The organism is Rhodopseudomonas infernalis, from assembly GCF_022271405.1.
Taxonomy (GTDB): domain Bacteria; phylum Pseudomonadota; class Alphaproteobacteria; order Rhizobiales; family Xanthobacteraceae; genus Rhodopseudomonas; species Rhodopseudomonas infernalis.
The window spans coordinates 17697-38078 of sequence record NZ_JAJNAL010000039.1 but is presented as its reverse complement, the minus strand read 5'-3'; the positions used below and the strand labels follow the sequence as shown (position 1 = coordinate 38078).

General features: G+C 65.2%; 17 protein-coding genes. All 17 read right to left on the bottom strand.

What is annotated here, in order from left to right; genetic code table 11:
- Window positions 1–314: 314 nt before the first annotated feature.
- The 17 genes from LPW26_RS20940 to tolQ all read right to left on the bottom strand — a co-directional run bounded on the left by LPW26_RS20940 (window position 315) and on the right by tolQ (window position 20247).
- The gene (locus LPW26_RS20940) at window positions 315–1430 is read right to left on the bottom strand and encodes a hypothetical protein (RefSeq protein WP_238737566.1); all 1116 of its coding nucleotides are present in this window, start codon (window positions 1428–1430) and stop codon (window positions 315–317) included.
- Window positions 1431–1500: 70 nt separating this feature from the next.
- Entirely contained in the window at window positions 1501–2814 is a 1314-nt protein-coding gene (glcF, locus tag LPW26_RS20935) for a glycolate oxidase subunit GlcF (RefSeq protein WP_238737565.1), read from the bottom strand.
- Window positions 2811–4052, bottom strand: a complete 1242-nt coding sequence (locus LPW26_RS20930; RefSeq protein ID WP_238737564.1) for an FAD-binding protein — start codon at window positions 4050–4052, stop codon at window positions 2811–2813. The genes glcF and LPW26_RS20930 overlap by 4 nt, the downstream gene beginning before the upstream one ends.
- 166 nt (window positions 4053–4218) lie before the next feature.
- Window positions 4219–5712 (bottom strand): FAD-linked oxidase C-terminal domain-containing protein, encoded by a 1494-nt coding sequence (locus LPW26_RS20925; protein WP_238737563.1) that lies wholly within the window; start codon window positions 5710–5712, stop codon window positions 4219–4221.
- 141 nt (window positions 5713–5853) lie between these two features.
- Window positions 5854–6528 carry a TetR/AcrR family transcriptional regulator gene (locus LPW26_RS20920; RefSeq protein ID WP_238737562.1) on the bottom strand — a complete coding sequence of 225 codons (675 nt, stop codon included), beginning with the start codon at window positions 6526–6528 and terminating at the stop codon, window positions 5854–5856.
- A 191-nt stretch (window positions 6529–6719) separates the two neighbouring features.
- On the bottom strand, window positions 6720–7037 hold the full coding sequence (locus tag LPW26_RS20915; RefSeq protein WP_238737561.1) for an AzlD family protein: 318 nt from the start codon (window positions 7035–7037) through the stop codon (window positions 6720–6722).
- Complete coding sequence (locus LPW26_RS20910) at window positions 7034–7771, bottom strand: AzlC family ABC transporter permease (RefSeq protein WP_238737560.1); 738 nt, start codon at window positions 7769–7771, stop codon at window positions 7034–7036. Before LPW26_RS20910 ends, LPW26_RS20915 begins: the two co-directional genes overlap by 4 nt.
- Before the next feature lie 144 nt (window positions 7772–7915).
- The gene (gene ftsH, locus LPW26_RS20905) at window positions 7916–9832 is read right to left on the bottom strand and encodes an ATP-dependent zinc metalloprotease FtsH (RefSeq protein WP_238737559.1); all 1917 of its coding nucleotides are present in this window, start codon (window positions 9830–9832) and stop codon (window positions 7916–7918) included.
- Between the two features lie 191 nt (window positions 9833–10023).
- The gene (gene tilS, locus LPW26_RS20900; protein WP_238737558.1) at window positions 10024–11082 is read right to left on the bottom strand and encodes a tRNA lysidine(34) synthetase TilS; all 1059 of its coding nucleotides are present in this window, start codon (window positions 11080–11082) and stop codon (window positions 10024–10026) included.
- A gap of 48 nt (window positions 11083–11130) precedes the next feature.
- The gene (gene ybgF, locus LPW26_RS20895; protein ID WP_238737557.1) at window positions 11131–12165 is read right to left on the bottom strand and encodes a tol-pal system protein YbgF; all 1035 of its coding nucleotides are present in this window, start codon (window positions 12163–12165) and stop codon (window positions 11131–11133) included.
- A gap of 179 nt (window positions 12166–12344) precedes the next feature.
- Entirely contained in the window at window positions 12345–12842 is a 498-nt protein-coding gene (gene pal / locus LPW26_RS20890) for a peptidoglycan-associated lipoprotein Pal (protein ID WP_238737556.1), read from the bottom strand.
- A gap of 342 nt (window positions 12843–13184) precedes the next feature.
- Window positions 13185–13937, bottom strand: a complete 753-nt coding sequence (locus tag LPW26_RS20885) for an N-acyl amino acid synthase FeeM domain-containing protein (protein WP_238737555.1) — start codon at window positions 13935–13937, stop codon at window positions 13185–13187.
- Between the two features lie 157 nt (window positions 13938–14094).
- The gene (locus LPW26_RS20880; RefSeq protein ID WP_406678029.1) at window positions 14095–16425 is read right to left on the bottom strand and encodes a putative bifunctional diguanylate cyclase/phosphodiesterase; all 2331 of its coding nucleotides are present in this window, start codon (window positions 16423–16425) and stop codon (window positions 14095–14097) included.
- A gap of 198 nt (window positions 16426–16623) precedes the next feature.
- The gene (gene tolB / locus LPW26_RS20875; RefSeq protein ID WP_238737553.1) at window positions 16624–17979 is read right to left on the bottom strand and encodes a Tol-Pal system beta propeller repeat protein TolB; all 1356 of its coding nucleotides are present in this window, start codon (window positions 17977–17979) and stop codon (window positions 16624–16626) included.
- Window positions 17980–18002: 23 nt separating this feature from the next.
- On the bottom strand, window positions 18003–18983 hold the full coding sequence (locus LPW26_RS20870; RefSeq protein WP_238737552.1) for a cell envelope integrity protein TolA: 981 nt from the start codon (window positions 18981–18983) through the stop codon (window positions 18003–18005).
- A 48-nt stretch (window positions 18984–19031) separates the two neighbouring features.
- Window positions 19032–19499 (bottom strand): ExbD/TolR family protein, encoded by a 468-nt coding sequence (locus tag LPW26_RS20865; protein ID WP_238737551.1) that lies wholly within the window; start codon window positions 19497–19499, stop codon window positions 19032–19034.
- 34 nt (window positions 19500–19533) lie between these two features.
- Window positions 19534–20247 carry a protein TolQ gene (gene tolQ, locus LPW26_RS20860; RefSeq protein ID WP_238737550.1) on the bottom strand — a complete coding sequence of 238 codons (714 nt, stop codon included), beginning with the start codon at window positions 20245–20247 and terminating at the stop codon, window positions 19534–19536.
- Between the last annotated feature and the right edge of the window lie 135 nt (window positions 20248–20382).

Sequence of the window (20382 nt, the reverse complement as noted above, 5' to 3'; positions counted from 1 at the left end):
CAAAAAACACAAGCAGCTGCCTGTTTTTTGAGCAATTCAGCCCTTTCAATCACGAGTAGTTGTGGGGTGTTGCAGTTTGACAACTGATTTGCGAATAGTTCCCACTTACCGCGGCCAAATTCGGCTGCGAGAGCAACACTTTCGGCGAATATGACAGACCTATGACGTGGGCTCTGGCCATCGAATGTCAGCGATTCGCCTCGTTTCGGGATACCGACCTGCGCATCAGATCGCCCAAGCGCCGCCATGGCTCCAAAAGCAAAGACCGCGGGGGCGCCGCGGTCTTTCGGTATGAGGCGTGATGCGATGGCTGATCAGACCGAGTCCGGGGTCCTCGGCTTTTCGTCGCCTGTGTTCTGCTCGTCCGGCTCCGCATCCTCGTCGTCGTCCTGAACCGAAGGCTTCTCGACCGGCACGTTGTCCTCGTGGCCAGCCTCGGCCTCCGCCGGAAATGGCTCTGCGGGCTCGTCGTCGGCAGGCTCTTCGGAAGCCGGCTCTTCAAAGGCCGCTGGTTCGACCTCCGGCTCTGCAGCTTCTTCATCCGCAGGCTCATCGGACGAGGAGGTGGGCGGCGGCGCTTCGGACTCTGGCTCGTCGAGATCGGCCGAAGCCGCTTTGCGGTCTCCGCCATCCGCGTCCGGCGCCGAAGCTTCTTCGGTGCCTTCCGGATCCGGGATCGGGGGGGCCACCGGCTTCTTCGCCCGCGGCTTCCGCGGCTTGGCGACCTTGGTGACCGCCGGCGCCTCGGCGGGCGCAGCCGCGTCGATCGCCTCGAGGAGTTCGCTCGGCGACTCCTGCGGAGCGGCCTCGGGCGCGTCAGACGTTTTCGGCTTCGGCGCAGCCGATTTGGACGTCCTCGGCTTCGGCGCTTTGGCTGGTGTCTTCTCGGGCGTCTTGGCGGCCGCCGATGAGGCCTTCGCTGCCTTGGTGGGGGCCTTGGCAGGTGACTTGGCGGGCACCTTGGCCTTCAACGCTTTGCCGGCCGGAGCTGGCTGGCTGGAAGCCGTCTTAGTTGTCTTCGCCGCAGTCTTCTTGGCTGGCGCCTTGGCTGCGACGACCTTCTTCTTTGCAGCGGACTTCGCCGATGCGCCCGGCTTCTGACCGGCAGGCTTGCTGGTCTTGGAAGAAGCCTTGGGGACGACGGCCTTCTTCGATGAGCCCTTCTTCGACGAGCCCGTCTTGGCGGATGATGTCGTTGCGGGGGATTTGGCGGGGGACTTTACGGGAGTCTTGCCGGGCTTGCTTCCGGCCTTCTTGCTAGCCGGCTTGGGGGCCTTCTTGGCGGTTGTTTTCTCGGACTTCCTGGCGGACTTCTTGCCGTCCTTCTTGCTCTTCTTAGCGCTCAGCAGCAGCTTCGCCTTGTCGGACTTTTTGGCTTTCTTGTCCTTCTTGTCCGCCTTGTTCTTTTTGGACTTCTTGTCCTTCGCCATCGTCGTCCTCCTGTTGGGCGGATCGCCCCAGTTCGGCAATCACGCCATCCGCCAGCAGGGCCTGCAACGCTCAGCTTGTCGCAGGCCGGGGACCGCCTGTCGCCCAGTCGAGCAGTTCAATTGTGTGCAACACAGGGACGTCCGTTCCGCTGGCGATCTGCACCATGCAGCCGATGTTGCCCGCAGCAATCACATCCGGCTTGACCGAAGCGATGTTGGCGACCTTCCGATCGCGCAATCTGGTCGCGATGTCAGGCTGGAGAATGTTGTACGTGCCCGCCGAACCACAACACAAATGACTCTCTGGGATATCTTTCACCACGAATCCGGTCTTGGAAAGCAATTCTTTGGGCAGCCGTGTGATTTTCTGCCCATGTTGCAGCGAGCATGCGGAGTGATAAGCGACCACCAAATTGTCATGCGGCTGTTGTGATTGCAGCTCCAGACTACTGACGTACTCGCTGATATCTTTGGCCAGCGCGGACACGCGCGCGGCGGAGGCAGCGAACTCCGGGTCCTCGCGCAGCATGTAGCCGTAGTCCTTGATCACCGTGCCGCAGCCCGAGGTCGTCACCAGAATCGCATCGAGACCGCCACGATCGATCTCGCGCAGCCACGCTTTGATGTTGGTCCGCGCATAGTCGAGCGTGCGGGTGTCGCGGCCGAGATGATGGATCAGAGCACCGCAACACGCCTCGTCGGCGGCGAGCACCACCTCGATGCCGTGACGCGTCAGCAGATTGATCGCCGCGCGGTTGATCCGCGGCGCCAGCACCTGTTGGGCGCAGCCGTGCAGCAGCGCCACGCGGCCTCGCTTCGGACCGAGCGCCGGAAACGAGGTGCCGGAAGCCGGGCCCGGCTCCGGCAGATGCTTCGGCGCCAGCGCCAGCATCGCCTTGATACGGCCGAGCAGTGTCGGGCGCGCGAGATCGTGCGAGCTCGGCAGCAGCGCCGCGAACGGCTGCAGGATGCGCGCCGCCCACATGCCGACGCGGAACATGCCGGGATGCGGCATCATCCACGACAATGCCTCGCGGACCACACGGTCCCAGAACGGCCGCTGATAGTCGCGCTCGATGCGCACCCGCGCCTGATCCACCAGATGCATGTAGTTCACGCCGGACGGGCACGTCGTCATGCAGGCCAGGCACGACAGGCAGCGGTCGATATGCTTGACGACATCCGCTGTCGGCGGCTTGTCGTTCTCCAGCATGTCCTTGATCAGGTAGATGCGGCCGCGCGGGCTGTCGAGTTCGTCTCCGAGCAGCACATAGGTCGGACAGGTCGCAGTGCAGAACCCGCAATGCACGCAGGCGCGCAGGATCTTGTCCGCCTCGGCGACATCCGGATCGGCGAGTTGAGCGAGGGTGAAATCAGTTTTCATGCTGCGGTTCCACGCGACAACCGGCCGCGATTGAGAACGTTCCTGGGATCGAAGCTCTGCTTCACCCGCTGCCCCAGCGCCGCCAGCCCGGCAGGCTGCGGCGGGAACACGTCGACACTGGCGCGAACGTCGTCGCCGGCCCGGATCAGCGTGGCGTGGCCGCCGATCTTGTCGACGCGCTGGCGCAGCGCCTTGGCGTGGGCATCGGTGGCCGGCGGCAGCGCTGCCCAGATCAGGCCGCCGCCCCAATCGTAGATCACCTCGCCGCCGCTCTCCCGCTGCAGCGCCTGGCCGAACGCGCCGCCCGAAGCCGGCGGGCACACGATCCGCCAGACCGGCCACAACGCGCGCGGGCCAGCCGCCGCGAACGGCTCGACGTCACGCACCGCGCACCACAGCGCCGCCGAGGTTTCGTCGGTGATCAGCTCGGCCGCGCCATAGATCGCCAGCATCTGGCGCAGCGACTCGGCGCGGTGGCTCGCTGACGAGGTGATGCCCTCGAGCCGCAGCAGGGTCAGCGCCTGGTCGGGTTGCGCGATGTCGCCGAGCGCGCCGCCGGAGGTGCGCAGCGCCGAGCCCGGCAGATGCGCCGCGCCGCTGACATCGTAGGGCGAGCCGAGCGCCGCGGTCATCACCTTGTTGGCGGCGACGTCGTCGAGGCCGCGCAGCAGCAGCGTGCGCTCGCATTCCGGCCGCGGCGTCACCTTCAACGTGGCTTCCGTGGTCGCCGCCAGCGTGCCCCAGGAGCCGGCCAGCAGCTTGCAGAGGTCGTAGCCGGTGACGTTCTTCACCACCTTGCCGCCGGCCTTGAAGCTCTCGCCGAAGCCCGACACCGCGTGGGCGCCGAGCAGATGATCGCGCGCACCGCCGGACTTGATGCGGCGCGGCCCGGCGAGTCCGGCCGCGATCATGCCGCCGACGGTGCCCTCGGTTTCGACGGTGCCGAGCAGCAGCGCGGTGTTCATCGGCTCGAAGGCGAATTGCTGGTTCTTGGAATCGATCAGCGACAGAACGTCGGCGAGCGGCGCGCCGGCCTGCACGGTGATGATCAGTTCGTTGGGCTCGTAAGCGACCACGGCATTAAGCGCCGACAGATCCAGCACTGCATTGGTCGCCATCGGCTGGCCGACCTGCCGCTTGGTGCCGTGGCCGACGATTTCGAGCGGCTGCTCATTGGCGATGGCGGCGCGCACGACGTCTTCGACGTCCTGCGCATCGCGTGCTTTCAGCGTGTCCACGGGCGGCTTTCGTCCTTCAAAATCGGGGGCAAATCCTCGACCGTCATTGCGAGGAGCGATAGCGACGAAGCAATCCACGCCGCGCGCGCGGCGCTGGATTGCTTCGCTCCGCTCGCAATGACGTCGAGAGGCTGTGCTTCGTACATCGCCGATCGAACTATCAACTTCAGAACCGCGGAAGGTCCGGGAACGGCAGCTTTCCGCCGTGCACGTGCATGCGGCCGAGTTCGGCGCAGCGGTGCAGGGTCGGAAACACCTTGCCGGGATTGAGCAGGCCGTCGGCGTCGAACGCGCATTTCAGGCGCTGCTGCTGATTGAGATCGATATCGGAGAACATCTCCGGCATCAGGTCGCGCTTCTCGATGCCGACGCCGTGCTCGCCGGTCAGCACGCCGCCGACCTCGACGCACAGCCGCAGGATGTCGGCGCCGAAGGCTTCGGCGCGGTCCTGCTCGCCGGGCTGATTGGCATCGTACAGGATCAGCGGATGCAGATTGCCGTCGCCGGCGTGGAACACATTGGCGACGCGCAGGCCGTATTTTTCGGACATCTCGTTCATCCGCCGCAGCACCAGCGGCAGCTGCGCGCGCGGGATGGTGCCGTCCATGCACAGATAGTCGGGCGAGATCCGGCCCACCGCCGGGAACGCCGCCTTGCGGCCGGACCAGAACAACAGGCGCTCCTGCTCGCTGGTCGAGATCTGGCACGTAGTCGAGCCGCACCCCAGCGCAATGGTCTCGACGCGCGTGATCAGTTCGTCGACTTCGACCTGCGGGCCGTCGAGTTCGATGATCAGCAGCGCCTCGACGTCGAGCGGATAGCCGGCGTGCACGAAAGCCTCGGCGGCGTGGATCGCCGGCCGGTCCATCATCTCCATGCCGCCCGGGATGATGCCGGCCGAGATGATATCGGCGACGCACTGCCCGGCGGCTTCGACATCGGTGAAGCCGACCATCAGGGCCCGCGCCGTCTCCGGCTTGCGCAGGATGCGCACGGTGACCTCAGTGACGACGCCAAGCAGACCTTCGGAGCCGGTGATCACGCCCATCAAATCGTAGCCGGCGTTCTCTGCGCATTTGCCGCCGATCCGCAGGATCTCGCCGTTCATCAGCACGATCTCGCAGCCGAGCACGTTGTTGGTGGTCATGCCGTATTTCAGGCAGTGCACGCCGCCGGAATTCTCCGCGATGTTGCCGCCGATCGAGCAGGCGATCTGCGACGACGGATCGGGCGCGTAGTAGAAGCCGGCGTGATCGACCGCCTGGCTGATCGCCAGATTGGTGACGCCGGGCTCGACCACCACGGCGCGGTTGTCGAAATCGATTTCGCGGATGCGCTTGAACTTGCCGAGGCCGAGCAGCACCGCATCGGCGAGCGGCAGCGCGCCGCCGGACAGCGACGTGCCTGAGCCGCGCGGCACCACCTTGATGCCGTGCTGATGACAATAGCGCAGCACCTCGGAGACCTGTTGGGTCGTGCTCGGCAGCACCACCACCATCGGCGGCTGGCGATACGCCATCAGCCCGTCGGACTCATAGGGCTTCATCTCGGCGGCGCTGGAGATGGTGCCCTCGCCCGGCACGATTTTGCGCAGCGCCGCCACGATCTCGTCGCGGCGGGCCAGCACGGCCTGATCGGGCTCCGGCATCAGAATGGTCATCAGGAACTCCTGCGCGAACCCGGCTTCGGCCGTGGCAACGGCGGCGTCTCCGCATCGACTAAGCCGGCACGAGCAGCGGCGTACGCTCTCAACCCTTACTTAGAGCTCTTCCATTCGGCAAACGGATTGTTTCGGAACCGACTAAGCGCCGACGAGGGTCCGGGACGGCACCACGGCCTGAACCACCAGCCCGCGGGCGCGAGCGTCCATCACGCCGACGGCACGCAGCGCCAGCAGCGTCACGGTTTGCACTGCATCACGTAGTTTGGCCGGATCGTCGAGATTGTCGGGCGCCAACGGCCCGACCAGCGACTCGTGCACGGCGCCGAGCAGCGCCGTCGCCGCCAAGGCCGTATCCTGCGCCGGCAAGTGCCCGGCCCGCACAGCGGCCGTAATCCGCAACTCGATCTCGCCGGCGATCTCGCGACGGCTCGCAAGCCGCGAGGCGGTGACATCGACGTCGACCGGCTCGGCCAGAATCCCCCACGCCAGCTTGCGATGCGACAGCACATGGACTGCGACCGTCGTCACCGCCGCGGCCAGCGCGGAGGACGGCCCCGGCGCAGCATCGGCCGCGCGCCGGATGGCGGCGAGTTCGTCGCGCGAAACCTCGGCGATCAGTTCGGAGATCAGGTCGGATTTGGAGGGGAAGTAGCGGTACACAGTTCCGGCCGCAACTTTGGCCCGGCTGGCGACCGGCGCGATCTGCACCGCCGCCATGCCACCTTCCTCCGCGGTCTCGCGCGCCGCCGCAATGATCGCACTGCGCCGTGCAGCCAGCCGCTTCACGACCTGATGGGTCCGCCGATAAACCATGGCGCTCTCGTTCCGGAATCCGGCGCGTCCGATCCTGAGGGGACCGGAAAGTCGTCGCTTATCAAGATCTTGGAGCACGGGTGGGTCTCGAGACTGCGAGCGCCCGCTGCCAAATCAGTCGAAAAAACTGAACACCTATTCAGACGCGAAGGCAAGCCTTTACAGCAACGAGTGAATAGCACTCCAGCCGACTAGCCGCCAAAGCCGGCTGCGCGAGCCAGAGTCGCTACCAACATACCGGTCGCGACGGCCAGAAAATCATTGCGCCGGAGGATGCTGATGGCGATGGCGGCCGCCAACGCGATCATCACGATCGGGCCGCCCTTGACGGCGACCGGAAGCGCTGCGGCGACGATGATCGATCCCGGCAACGCATCCAGCATCCGCCGCACCCGCGGGGTGACGTTGACGTAGCCCATCAGCCAAAAGCCGCCGAGCCGCGACGCGACGGTCACCGCCGTCATCACCGCGAATGCGATCATCACGTCGCTGTGCAGCATCTCGCTCACGCCTGCGGCTGCCGCGGCGGCGGCTCGTCCATCAGGCCGGCGCTGAGTGCGCCCGACAGCGCGCCGGCGATGATGAACCAGTAGCCCGGCGTCAGCCAATGCACCGCGAGCGCAACCGCGCCCGATACAGCCCACGGAATCGCGCGCCGCGCGCCCTTCCAGGCCGGCACCAGCATCGCGGCGAAGAACGCCGGCATCGCCAGGTCGACGCCGAATTTCTTCGGATCCGATAGTTGCTCGGCGAGCAGAAATCCGGGGATCGAAGAGATCAGCCAGACGAAGTACAACACCAGCCCGCCGGCGACGTAGAATGTCGCGTTGGCGCCGCCGTGCTCGCGATAGCGCATCGCGGCCAGCCAGCCGCCGTCGGTCACCAGCAGCATCGCCGGATAGGACTGCCACGGCGGCAGCGTGCCGAACCATGGCCGCATCGACGCGGTCATCAGGAAGAAGCGGATGTTGACCGTGGTGGTGAGCAGCGCCAGCGTCGCGATTGTCCATGGCGTCAGCGTCTCCGGCCAGGACTGCACGGCGACGAATTGCGACAGCCCGCCATAGACCGTCGCCATCATGATTTCGACTTCGGCCAGCGTAAAATTCTTTTGGGCGCACAGCGCTCCGAACGCCATGCCGAACGCCAGCGTGCCCGGCAGCATCGGGCCGATCGCGACGATCCCCGGCCAGATCGCCTCGCGCGACCAATAGGCCGGGGCTTTGGTGATGTGAGTGGTCATGACAGCTTCCGCATGGCCACCCACGCCTGACCGCTTCGCTTAGTCCGGTCAAGTCGCCAGCGCGCAGCCCTGCCCGGCCCGCCCGACCGGCAACAAAAAACGCGGCGTTTCCGCCGCGTTTTCGATCTCATTGCTGTCCGGCGATTACGCCTGCGGCTGCGGCTCCAGGCCCGGATCAGGCCGCGGGCGCGGCTTGCCGGCCGGCGGCACCGCCGAGGTGCGCGGGCCCGACGGCTCGAGCACCGACTCGCGGTTCGGCTTCTTGCCGTTGATCAGATCGGTGATCTCGTCGCCGGTCAGCGTCTCGAACTCGAGCAGCCCCCTGGCGAGAGCCTCAAGGTCGGCGCGCTTCTCGGTGAGAATACGCTCGGCTTCCTTGTAGCCCTCTTCCACCAGCCGCTTGATCTCGGCGTCGATCTTCTGGACCGTCGCTTCGGACGCGTTCTGAGTGCGCGACACCGACATGCCGAGGAACACTTCGTCCTGGTTCTCGCCATACGAGACGGTGCCGAGCTCTTCCGACAGACCCCAGCGCGTGACCATCATGCGGGCAAGGCGCGTGGCCTGCTCGATGTCGGACGAAGCGCCCGACGTCACCTTCTGGCGGCCGAAGATCATCTCTTCGGCAACGCGGCCGCCCATCATGATGGCGAGACGCGAGGTCATCTGCTCGAGCGACATCGACAGCTTGTCGCGCTCCGGCAGCTGCATCACCATGCCGAGCGCACGACCGCGCGGAATGATGGTGGCCTTGTGGATCGGGTCGGTGGCCGGGACATTGAGGCCGACGATGGCATGACCGCCTTCGTGATAAGCGGTGAGGAGCTTCTCCTCCTCCGTCATCACCAGCGACTTGCGCTCGGCGCCCATCATCACCTTGTCCTTGGCGTCTTCGAATTCGGTCTGGGTGACCATGCGCTTGTTGCGCCGGGCCGCCATCAAGGCCGCTTCGTTGACGAGGTTCATCAGGTCGGCGCCCGAGAAACCCGGGGTGCCGCGCGCGATGGTCTTCAGGTTGATATCCGGCGCCAGCGGCACCTTGCGGACATGCACCTTGAGGATCTGCTCGCGGCCGACGACGTCCGGATTCGGCACCACGACCTGGCGGTCGAAGCGGCCGGGACGCAGCAGCGCGGGATCGAGCACGTCGGGCCGGTTGGTGGCGGCGATCAGGATCACGCCCTCATTGGCCTCGAAGCCGTCCATCTCGACCAGCAACTGGTTGAGAGTCTGTTCGCGCTCGTCATTGCCACCGCCGAGGCCGGCGCCGCGATGACGGCCGACTGCGTCGATTTCGTCGATGAAGATGATGCACGGCGCGTTCTTCTTGGCCTGCTCGAACATGTCACGCACGCGAGAGGCGCCGACGCCGACGAACATTTCGACGAAGTCCGAACCCGAGATGGTGAAGAACGGCACGTTGGCTTCGCCGGCGACCGCGCGCGCGATCAGCGTCTTACCGGTGCCGGGAGGGCCGACCAGCAGCACGCCGCGCGGAATCCGGCCGCCGAGACGCTGGAATTTGCCCGGGTCGCGCAGGAATTCCACGATCTCCTGTAGGTCCTGCTTGGCCTCGTCGACGCCGGCGACGTCTTCGAACGTCACGCGGCCGTGCGCCTCGGTCAGCATCTTGGCGCGCGACTTGCCGAAGCCCATCGCCTTGCCGGCGCCGCCCTGCATCTGCCGGGACAGGAAGATCCAGACGCCGATCAGAGCGATGAACGGCAGCCACGACACCAGCAGCGACACGAACCACGGCACGTTGTCGCCCGGCGGCTTGGCGGTGATCGCCACCTTGCCATTGTACAGCCGCGTCACCAGCGACGGATCGTTGGGCGCGTAGGTCTGGAAGCTCGAGCCGTTGGTGAAGGTGCCGTGAATTTCCTGGCCCTGGATCACCACGTCGCGAACGTGGTTCTGATCGACCTCGCTGAGCAGCTGCGAGAACGAGATGTCCTGCGAAGCGGCGCGCTGGCCTGGGTTCTGGAAGAGCGTAAACAGCGCCAACAGCAGCAAGACAATAATGACCCAGAGGGCGAAATTCCGCAAATTGGCGTTCATCGGTCTTCCTTATTGGTCGCGCGGATCGCGACCGTTGGCCCGGGTGAGCCGTCAGGGACTCCCGGACCGGCTAGCCCACAATCTAGGTGTCACACGGCGCGCTGCCAAGAGAAGCTGACGGGACTATTTAGCGCAATTTAGACGCCTTACGGCTCAAATCCCGGCGAGGGCGTGCTGTTTTTCCCAGGTGGTTACCTAGGTGTGTCTGCGGCTGTACCGGCTTTGCGCCGCCGAGGCGGCGCCGGAGTGATCAGCAGGCGGTCCGCCGTCAAGGTGATCACGGCGCCGGCAAGCGTCTGTTTCAGCTTGATTTGTCCACGATCTGCGCGAGCCTCTGCGGCGCTCCGGAGCGCCTCCGCGAGCGCTTCGACCTTGCCGAGTTCGGGCCGTCCCTCATAGCCGACACGTCCCAGGAAGCGGAGCAGCAGGCGGACGCGGATTTCGGCCGCGAGGCCGCAGAACGCCTTGGCGTCGTAGCCTTGGACAAGATGTCCAGCGCTGCGGACCGACAGATATTGTTCCGCGCCGTCAGTCAGCAATTCCAGCGCCTGATCGGCACGGGCCGCCCGGGCCGCGAACCGGGCGAGGCTGTGTGCATCGCATCCCTCGGCAGCCAACAGCGGCAGCAGTTCGCGCAGCCGCGGACGCGTGAAGCGCGGGTCGGAGTTGCTCGGATCGGTGGCGAAGTCGAGCCCTGCCCTGGCCAGCGTGGCGATCAATCGCTGTTTCGGGACATCCAGCAACGGGCGCGCCAGCACCACCCCGTCGCGCGGAGTTTCCCGTGCCATCGCCGCCAGCCCGGCGATGCCGCTGCCGCGCGCCAACCGCATCAGCACGGTCTCGGCCTGATCGTCGCGGGTGTGCGCCGTCATGATGTGGCTTGCGCCCAACGCTTTGGCCGCACGCGTCAGCAGGCGATAGCGCGCCTCTCGCGCGGCAGCGGGCAGACCGGAGGCCGGCTTATCGCCGGTCCAGCGCAGCGTCCGGTGCGGCAGATCGAGCGAGTGCGCGAGCTGCTTGACGGTCCGCGCCTCCCGGGCTGCGGCGGGGCGTAGGCCATGATCGACGGTGACGACGGACAGCGTCGGGCCACGCTTGAGGCTCCGGCGCCAGCGCGCGGCGAGCCACATCAGCGCCACAGAATCCGGTCCGCCGGAGACGGCGAGTACGATACCGGGCGCCGCTTTCCAATTGGCGAACAGACGGCTCGCGTCGCGCGCCGAAATCGTCCCCTCATCTGATCCGGACATCAGCGGCGTGATCCCCGAAAATCCGCTCCGGCGCCCCGGAGCTTCAGTTCAGCACTTCAGCTTCTTCTGCTCGGCCTCGACCGCCCGCTTCACCCCGGCCGAAGCCTTGGGATATTTGCGGCCGATCTCGCCCAGCGCGGCGCAGGCAGCTTCCTTTTCCTTCAGCGCCGACAACGACTGGCCGAGCCGCAGCAGCGCGTCGGCCGCCTTGCCGGACTTGTCGTATTTGCTGGTCACGGACAGGAAGGCCTCGGCGGCGTCGCGATACATCTGGCGCTGATAAAAGCTCTCGCCGAGCCAGTATTGCGCATCAGGAGTCAGCGCATCGTTGGGATATTTCGTGGTGAAGTTACGCATCGTCTCTTCGGCGAGCGCATAGTCGCGGCGCTGCATGTAGCCGATGCCGAGATCGAATTCGTCCCGCGGGGTCGCGGAGGGCGGCAGCGTCGTCAGCCCGCCGCCGGCCGGGGCGGCTCCACCGCCGCGTGGCGGCTGCGCGCCGGCGTCCGGATAGCGGCCTGCCGGGTTGTTCGACAGGTCGATCGGCTCACCCGCACGGCCCTGCCCTTGCTCCGCCGGCATCGGCAGCTGACCGCCGCCGAGCGCGCGCGGCACGCCCGGCGCCTGCGGATTCTGGCTCGGATCGAACGCGTCGCCGCGCCGCCGACCGGTCGGCGCCGGAGCGGCAGGCTGCTCCTGCACGATCGGCGCCTGTGGCTGCTGGCCATAAGGCTGCTGACCATAGGCTCCGCCCTGCTGAGGCTGACCATAGCCCGGGGACTGCTGCTGCGGCGGGCTATAGACCGGCGGCTGTTGGGCGGGCTGCGGCGGCGCGGCGTTGCCCGCAGCGGCCGGCGGCGCGCCGGCGCCGCTCTGCAGGGTTCGAAGCTGCTCTTCGAGGCGACGATTGCGGTATTGCAGCTCCTCGTTCTGACCGGTGAGCGCGCGGAGGCGCTCCTCGAGCTGCTGAACGCGAATTTCGGGATCGACCTCGCCGCCATATTGCTGGGCCAGCGCAGGAGCGGCGAAAGCAAGCGTCGCGACGACGACGAGGCAGCGCGCAGAAACGGAGAATGATGACATGGGGCCACGACGGTTGAGAATTGCGCGCCAGATTAGTAGCGCCGGATTGACCGCCGGACTACGCCTAAAATGTGACTACGGCGACGTGCGAAGGTCGCAGGGCGTCGGAACGGAGACGAGCTCCGCAAACGAAAACGGCGCCCGAAGGCGCCGTCCGCTGGATCTATGGCGAGACGGGCTCAGGCGCCGGCGTTCAGCACGGTGACGGCCCGGCGATTCTGCGACCAGCACGAGATGTCGTTACAGACCGCGACCGGGCGCTCCTTGCCGTAGGAGATCGTTCGCATCCGCGAGGCATCGATGCCCCGCGAGGCGAGATAGTTACGGACCGATTGGGCGCGCCGAGCACCGAGAGCGATGTTGTATTCGCGGGTGCCGCGCTCGTCGGCATGGCCTTCGATCGTGAAGGAGTACCGATTGTAGGTCTGCAGCCACTGGGCCTGCTTCTCGAGCGTCGCGATCGCCTGCGGCGACAGGTCGGTCTGGTCGCTTTCGAAGAACACGCGGTCACCGACGTTGACGACGAAATCCTGCTGGCTCCCCGGACTCGCCGCGCTGGCCATAGCCCCGTCGGCACCCATCCCGGTCTTGTTGTTCGCGCAAGCGCCCATCGACAGGGCCACCGCGAGCACCGCGGCCAACTTCATCCCCTGGAGGATTCGCTTTTGATGTGTCATTCCGGAGCCTCCACGCTCGCGATATTCGGACTGTCATCCGGTCTACAGGGCGATGGTTAAGCGAACGTTCCGTCAACCTTGATGAGACGTTGCCTGCTCCGATCAAATGCCCCCGACCGGATAAAAGCAATCGCGATGGTTAATGGGGTGCAAATATGGCGCCAAGGTGAAGCCGAGCGCCCAAATGGCCCGTTTTCCGACTTTGAAGAAGCGACGTCGCGGCTGCGGCCCGTGCCATTCGTCTCAAGATCCGAAAAGGCGACTTCAAATAGCAGAAGGCCGCCGGGAGGCCGGCGGCTCTTCAGGGCATCCTGACATCTGCGGGGCGTCGCTACTCGATCGTCAGATGTAGCATTCGGACGATTTCGCCGGGGCCATGTTGGGCGCATCCGCAGCGCGCAGCGTTGGCGCGTCGGCCGCCCGCCCGAACAACATCCGTCGCTCGAATGCACTGGAACGCATGAATGGGAAGCGCGCGTAGACCCGCTCGCGGATCTCACGATAGTCAGCCGCCATCAGCCCGACCGGCTTCAACAACCCCGGAAACAACCGCGGCTCGCATAGCGGCTTCTGCAGGAAGACACGGCGATAAAACGCCTGGTGCTCGGCCCTGACCGTGGCAAGACCGATGTCGGCGTCGAAGTAGCAGCAGGCGACGTAGCCGAGCCGCACCGTCACATAGGGCAGCTCGGGAATACGCTGAATCCGATCGGGATCGGCAACGAACCGGGTCGGATCGACGATCACCTTGCCGTTCTGAAGTTCCGGCCCGAGGACATCCGAAAACACGTCGACCGACGGCGACGTCGGCATTGCCGGCGTTGCAACGCTGATACGGATCGATCCGGACAGCACGCCGTCGACGTGAACCCCGAACACCCAGGAGTTGGGCATGTCGTCGTGCGCGTCGGTGACGCGGCCGTCTGCATTCGGCTCGATCGCGCCTTCGTCAAGGTAGGCACGATAGCGCAGCTGGTAGATCGCTTCCTTCGCGGCGGGCGTGTCCGCCAGGCGATAGTCGATGCGATCTAGCAACTCATGGCCCCGAGGGGATGACACCCCGGGAACCTTCGTCTGTTGGTGAACGGAGCTCATTTAATGCACCTCAACTCCGGATAACGACTTTAAGAGGTTAACAAACTACTAATACAGGAGCAAAGCAGTAGAACTATTAGGGTTAACCCATCGCAATGCATACCTTGCGGTTGCGGCGACACGACGACACCAAGGAGGGGTTGCTAAGCGACGGAGGTTAGGCGATCGACCGGAACGGCAGGACCAATTTATCGCCGTCGTTGGGCCGACGCTTGTGCGAGGCGACGAGTAATTGTCGGATCCGCGCGGCTGGCACCGGACGGCTGAACAGATAACCCTGACCTTCGGTCACTGTGCCATCGGCACTGATACGCTCGAGCTGCTCGTTGGTTTCGATCCCCTCCACCACCACCGCCATGCCGAGGTCGGCACTCAGCCGCGCAACGCCGCGAAGCAGCGTGAGGGGCCGGTCGGTGTCGATGCCTTCGAGGAAGGAACGATCGATCTTGACCTTCTGCAGCGGGAAATTGTGCAGATAGCTCAAGCTCGAATAGCCGGTACCGAAATCGTCCAGCGAGATCCGGACACCCTCGGCGTGGAGCTGCTCGAGCGCGTCATGGGTGAACTGGGTGTTCCGGAGCAGCGACGATTCGGTGATCTCGATCTCCAGCCGAGTCGACGGCAGGCCGGACACCTCCAGCGCATAACGCACCTCGTTGAGCACGTCGCGCTGATGAAATTGCTGCGACGAGAAATTCACCGCGACGCTGACATGCTCGGGCCACATCATGCATTCCATGCATGCTTTGCGCAGAATCCATCGGCCGAGATCGACGATCAGCCCGATCTCCTCCGCCACCGGAATGATGTCGACCGGCGAAACAGTGCCGCGAACCGGGTGATTCCAGCGCAGCAACGCTTCGCAGGTGGTGATCCGGCCGGTCTTCAGATTGACCAGCGGCTGGTAGTAGAGTTCGAACTCCTCGTTGGCGAGCGCCTTGCGGAGATCGAGCTCGAGGATACGCCGCGCCTCGACCGTGTGGGCCATCTCGTCGCGGAAGAAGCAATAGGTGCCGCGGCCGTCTGCCTTGGCGCGGTACAGCGCCATATCGGCGTTCTTCAGCAGGATATCGGCGCGCACGCCCGGGGTGGTCATCGCGATGCCGATCGACGCGCCGATTTCGACGACGTGGTGGTCGATCAGATAGCGATCGCTGAGGCGGTCTACGATTCGGCGCGCCAGAACCGCGGCGTCCTCGTTGGAGCGCACGTTCTGCTGGAACACCACGAACTCGTCGCCGCCGAAGCGGGCGACGAAATCTTCCGGCCGCAGCATGTCGCGCAGCCGGTCGGCGACCGAGCAGAGCAGCCGATCGCCGCAGGGATGGCCGAGCGTATCGTTGACCTGCTTGAACTGGTCGAGGTCGATGAACAGCAGGGCCGACAGCGCGGACCGGTCCGATGATTGCAACGCCAAGATGCGTTCGATCTCGTCGCGGAAGTTCACGCGGTTCGGCAGCGCAGTCAGTTCGTCGTAGCGGGCCAAATGCAGGATGCGCGCTTCTGCGTTACGCCGTTCGGTGATGTCCTCGACCAGCACGACCGTGCCGCCCCCGGCCATCGGCTGGAACGTCCAGGACAGCGAACGCGGACTGGCTTCGTCGCCGACCGTGACGATTTCTCCGGCGAGCGAGTTATCGATCTCCGACAGGATCAGGCGGCCGCTCGACGCCGAGATCGCGCCGGTGGTCACGCAGGATGCGACGATCTCGGTCGCGCTGGGCGCGCCTTCGACCAGCGACTCCTTGAGTTTCATCATGTCGGCGAAGCGGCGGTTCATCACCGCGAGCTGACCGCGCGCGCTGAACATGCACAGCCCGTGCGGCATGTTGTTGAGCGCAGTGTCGAACTGGGCGGCCAATGCCGATTCGCGTTCACGGCCGAGCAGAGCCCGAACGAAGATCTGCTGCAGGCTGGTGGTGATGTGCTTGACGCCGATGAAGAAGATGACGTTGAGCAGCGCCAGACCGCAATAGTAGATATTGCCGTGCCATGCGAGCGCCGCAGACATCGAGCCGCATGCCAGCAGGATCTGCAGATGGAATATCCACGGCCGGCCGTAGGTTCGGCCGGCTCCCGCAGCCATGTAGCTGAGGGTGACGCACACGCAGATCATATGAGCCACGGTGTCGTCCGTCGCGATCAGCGCAATGACGCACCAGACGCCCAGCACGCCGGCATAGAGCATGGCGCCGATCTGATAGCGGACTTCCCACGCCTCGACATCCTTGAACGTCAGCGCTTCCTTGCGGCGCTGATAAGCCCGCATATCGAGCGAACGCAACGCACCGGTGGCGATCAGCAGGGCGGCGCACACCCACAAGAGATGATTGCCCGTCTTCAGCGCGGTCATGGTCGCGGCCACTGCCGCACTCAAGGCCCCGGCGAACATCGGTGCAGGATTCTGGAACAGCGAGTCCACGAGCGCGGCGTAAATCGACCGCGACATCTCCTGCTCGGTGGTTCGACCGGATTTAGCCAGCTGAATTCGCACTCATTTGCCTCTGTTCGAAGGCATGTTTACTTGTTCTCAATGAACTAATACTGAGGGAATATCCTTAGCGGATCGTTGTAATGACTCGGGCAGAGCAAGCTGTTGTTCGATTATTCGATCGAAACAACGCAAGAGATCGCTATCCGACGCCGAAGATCGGCGACGGCCAGCCCCCCGCTAGGATTTTGTTAACTACGACAGCAGCGGTGACCAGGCCGGGTCGGAGGCGTAGCCCGGCGTCGGAACCCGCAGCTCATTGCGGCCCGAGACGTCGACCGTAAACAGCGACGGCCCGGCCTTGCCGCCCGGATCGCGGAAGAACATCAGCACCCGGCCGTTCGGCGCGAAGGTCGGGCCTTCGTTGTGGAACCCGGAGGTCAGAATGCGCTCGCCGGAACCGTCCGGCTTCATGATGCCGATCGCGAACTGACCGCCGCCCATCTTGGTGAAGGCGATGTAGTCACCGCGCGGCGACCAGACCGGCGTCGAGTAGCTGCCGTCGCCGAACGAGATCCGCTGCGCCTGCCCGCCATTGGCCGGCATCACGTAGATCTGCGGCTTGCCGCCGCGATCGGACTCGAAGCAGAGCCGGCTGCCGTCCGGCGCGTAGGACGGCGACGTGTCGATCGCCGGCGTGTCGGTCAGCCGCGTGGTCGATTTGGAGCGCAGATCCATCACGAACAGGTTGGAGTTGCCACCCTGCTGCAGGCTCATGATGATGCGCTGGCCGTCCGGGGAGAAGCGCGGCGCAAACGACATGCCGGGGAAGTTGCCGACGATCTCGCGCTGTCCGGTCTCGATGTTGAACAGATACACCCGCGGGTCGCCCTGGCCGAACTCCATATAGGTGATTTCCTGCGTCGACGGCGAGAACCGCGGCGTCAGAACCAGATCGGCGCCGCGGGTCAGGTAGCGCACATTGGCGCCGTCCTGATCCATCAGCGCCAGTCGCTTGACCCTGCGTTCGGCAGGACCGCTTTCGTCGATGAACACCACGCGACTGTCGAAATAGCCCTTTTCGCCGGTGAGGCGTTCGTAGATCTGGTCCGAGATGATGTGGGCGATGCGCCGCCAGTATTCCGGCGAGGTGAAGTACTGCTGGCCGGCGAGCTGCTGACCGGTGGCGACGTCCCAAAGCCGGAATTCGGCCTTGAGCCGGCCGTCCGACTGCCGCGTCATCCGGCCGGTCACCAGCGCCTGGGCGTTGATGCTGCTCCAGCTTTTGAACTGCGGCGGCACGTCGATGTTGGCGATCTTTTCGAGGAAGGCAGCCTGATCGATCGGAGCGAACAGCCCGCTACGCTTCAGATTGTTGGTGATCACCTGGCTGACGCCGTTGCCGACTTCGGTGTCGGACGGCGTGCCGGCGATGAAATTCGGGATCGCGATCGGCAGCGGCGCAACGTCGCCGCCCGTCACGGTGACGCGCGCCTGGCCGAAGGCGCGACCGGCGCCGGCCGCGACCAGACCGGTCGCCGCCAAGCCGGACAGAACTTGCCGCCGTCCGATGACGAATGGCGCGGCGATCGGCTTTCGTGAATCTGACATCGTTGCTTAGCCTCAGCGCAGAGTTACAGGTCTCTGCTATCAAACACAGGGTTGAAATAACGCCATTCCCCGAAGAAACCGGGTGGCAACCGATAGGGCGCGCATTCGATGATGGCACGCAGCCCGCTTTCCTGGAACACCCGCTGATACGCGCTCGCCGGCGATGACACCGCCACGGGCATGGCTTCCAGCGTGCCGTCCTGCTTCAGCCGGATGCTGAATTCCGCTTCGACGCGCTGGGCGTCGAGGCCGCCATACGGCTTCTTCCAGCAACGCAGCACCTGCTCCTTGAACATCGCGCCCCAGGTCGCGGAGTTGTCTGCCGACTTGCCCTTGGCCAGACCGAGCGCCGCATTCGAATTCAGCGCGTCGCCGGTCGCCGACTGGCGCGTCGGGTCGCGCTTGTCGAGCAGCGCAGCGATCTTGGACTGATCGAACACCCGCTCGGCCTTCTTGGTCGGCTCCGGCGGCTTGGCGGCCGCCTCCGCATGCGGCTTCGGCGGCGTCGGCTTCTTCTTCTCTTCCTTCTTCAGCGCCTCGGCGATCGGATCGACCTTGGGATCGGGCTCCGGCTTTTCGGCCTTCTTGGTCTCTTCCTTCGGCTCGGGCTTCTTCTCAGCCTTCTTCGGCTCTTCTTTCTTGGGCTCTTCCTTCACCACCGGCTTCGGCGGATCGGGCTTCTTCTCGACCGGCTTGTCGGGCTTGGGCTGGGGCGGCGGCGCGGTGTCGGTAACCACCGGCGGCTTCTTGTCGTCGATCTTGCCGACGGCGTCGTCCATCGGCTTGGCTTCGGCGACCTTCTCGACCAGCGGCTTGGGGTTTTCCTTCTTGCCGGTCTTCATGCCGGCCATCACCTTGGCGAGCTGATCTTCAGAGATCGTATCGACCGCAACGGACTCTTGCGGCTCGAGTTCGAAGGCCTTCGACGAAAAAGACAGCATGGCCCAGCCGAGCACGAGGACGTGCAACGCCACCGAGGCCACCAATGTCTTGTCGATCTTCACCTTCAGAATTCCTGCTCCATCCTCAGTGTCGGTCGTCGCCTTCCCGGTTCAGGAGCCCTGCTCCGGCAGAATCACGATGTTCGGCTTGAAGCCGGCCGCCTTGATCTGGCCGAGCAGCTTCATCATGTCCGTGTAGCAGACGTCCTTGTCACCCCTGAGATAGATGACGTTGTCGGTGTCCGAGCGCGTCGCCCGGATCGCCTTGATCTTGGCGTCCAGCTCGGCCGACGGCACCGCGCTGTCGCCGACATACATCTCGACCTGCGAGTTGCAGGCGCCGCCGGTGCGCTTCACCGATAGCGTCAGCGGCGGCGAGTTCGACTGGATCTGCGCGCCGCCGCGCGCGGTCGGCAGGTCGATGTCGATCGAGGTGGTGAGCATCGGCGCCGCGACCATGAAGATGATCAGCAGCACCAGCATCACGTCGACCATCGGGGTGACGTTGATCTCCGCCATCACCGGACGCTTGCGACTGCCGCGACGTCCGCCGCCGCCCGCAGCTACGTTCATCCCCATGGTCGGATGCTCACCTTGCGCTCACCTGCCTGGATCATGCGCGCTCGTCGATCTGACGCGACAGGATGGCCGAGAACTCGTCGGCGAAACCCTCCAGCCGCTGGGTCTGGCGATTCACCTCGGATGTGAACTTGTTATAGAAAATTGTCGCCGGAATGGCGGCGATCAGGCCGACCGCGGTGGCGAACAGCGCCTCGGCGATGCCCGGCGCGACCACCGCCAGCGACGTGTTCTTCGAGGCGGCGATCGACTGGAAGCTCGACATGATGCCCCAGACGGTGCCGAACAGGCCGACGAACGGGCCGGCCGAGCCGACCGTCGCCAGCACCAGCAGGCGGCGCTCCAGCCGCTCGACCTCGCGGGCGATCGAGACGTTCATCACCTTCTCGATCCGCATCTGCAGGCCGGCGAAGGAGCGGGAATGGCTCTCGAACGAGCGCTTCCACTCGCGCATCGCCGCGACGAAGCAGGCCGCCATCGAGTGCGTCGGCTTGGCCGACAGCGTCCGGTAGAGATCATCGATGGATTCACCCGACCAGAACGCCTGTTCGAAGCGGTCCATCGCCCGCTTGGTGCGGGAATAGAGAATCAGCTTGTCGATCGCGATCGCCCAGACCCAGACGGAGCAGCCGATCAGGCCGAGCATCACCGACTTGACGATCCAGTGCGCCTGCCAGAACAGCGCGATCAGCGAGACGTCGGCGGAAACCATCGGCATGGCTGACTGGGCAACGTCGGCCGGATTCATGATCGATTATCCTCTCACGCAAGGGTCCGGCCGCAGCCGGCATCGGCTCCGTTCGCGCAGCACGCGCCGCAGTCCGGCAAGAGCGCCACCGCCAAATTTTGAGTTGTCAATTGGGAGGGCCCGTCCGAAGCCGGG

Excerpts from the sequence above, each read along its gene's own strand:
- ybgF (WP_238737557.1), bottom strand. The coding sequence starts at position 12,165 with ATGTCATCATTCTCCGTTTCTGCGCGCTGCCTCGTCGTCGTCGCGACG.
- LPW26_RS20920 (WP_238737562.1), bottom strand. The coding sequence starts at position 6,528 with ATGGTTTATCGGCGGACCCATCAGGTCGTGAAGCGGCTGGCTGCACGG.
- LPW26_RS20940 (WP_238737566.1), bottom strand. The coding sequence starts at position 1,430 with ATGGCGAAGGACAAGAAGTCCAAAAAGAACAAGGCGGACAAGAAGGAC.
- tolQ (WP_238737550.1), bottom strand. The coding sequence starts at position 20,247 with ATGAATCCGGCCGACGTTGCCCAGTCAGCCATGCCGATGGTTTCCGCC.
- LPW26_RS20865 (WP_238737551.1), bottom strand. The coding sequence starts at position 19,499 with ATGGGGATGAACGTAGCTGCGGGCGGCGGCGGACGTCGCGGCAGTCGC.
- ftsH (WP_238737559.1), bottom strand. The coding sequence starts at position 9,832 with ATGAACGCCAATTTGCGGAATTTCGCCCTCTGGGTCATTATTGTCTTG.
- LPW26_RS20885 (WP_238737555.1), bottom strand. The coding sequence starts at position 13,937 with ATGAGCTCCGTTCACCAACAGACGAAGGTTCCCGGGGTGTCATCCCCT.
- tolB (WP_238737553.1), bottom strand. The coding sequence starts at position 17,979 with ATGTCAGATTCACGAAAGCCGATCGCCGCGCCATTCGTCATCGGACGG.
- LPW26_RS20925 (WP_238737563.1), bottom strand. The coding sequence starts at position 5,712 with ATGACCATTCTGATGCCGGAGCCCGATCAGGCCGTGCTGGCCCGCCGC.
- glcF (WP_238737565.1), bottom strand. The coding sequence starts at position 2,814 with ATGAAAACTGATTTCACCCTCGCTCAACTCGCCGATCCGGATGTCGCC.
- tilS (WP_238737558.1), bottom strand. The coding sequence starts at position 11,082 with ATGTCCGGATCAGATGAGGGGACGATTTCGGCGCGCGACGCGAGCCGT.
- LPW26_RS20910 (WP_238737560.1), bottom strand. The coding sequence starts at position 7,771 with ATGACCACTCACATCACCAAAGCCCCGGCCTATTGGTCGCGCGAGGCG.
- pal (WP_238737556.1), bottom strand. The coding sequence starts at position 12,842 with ATGACACATCAAAAGCGAATCCTCCAGGGGATGAAGTTGGCCGCGGTG.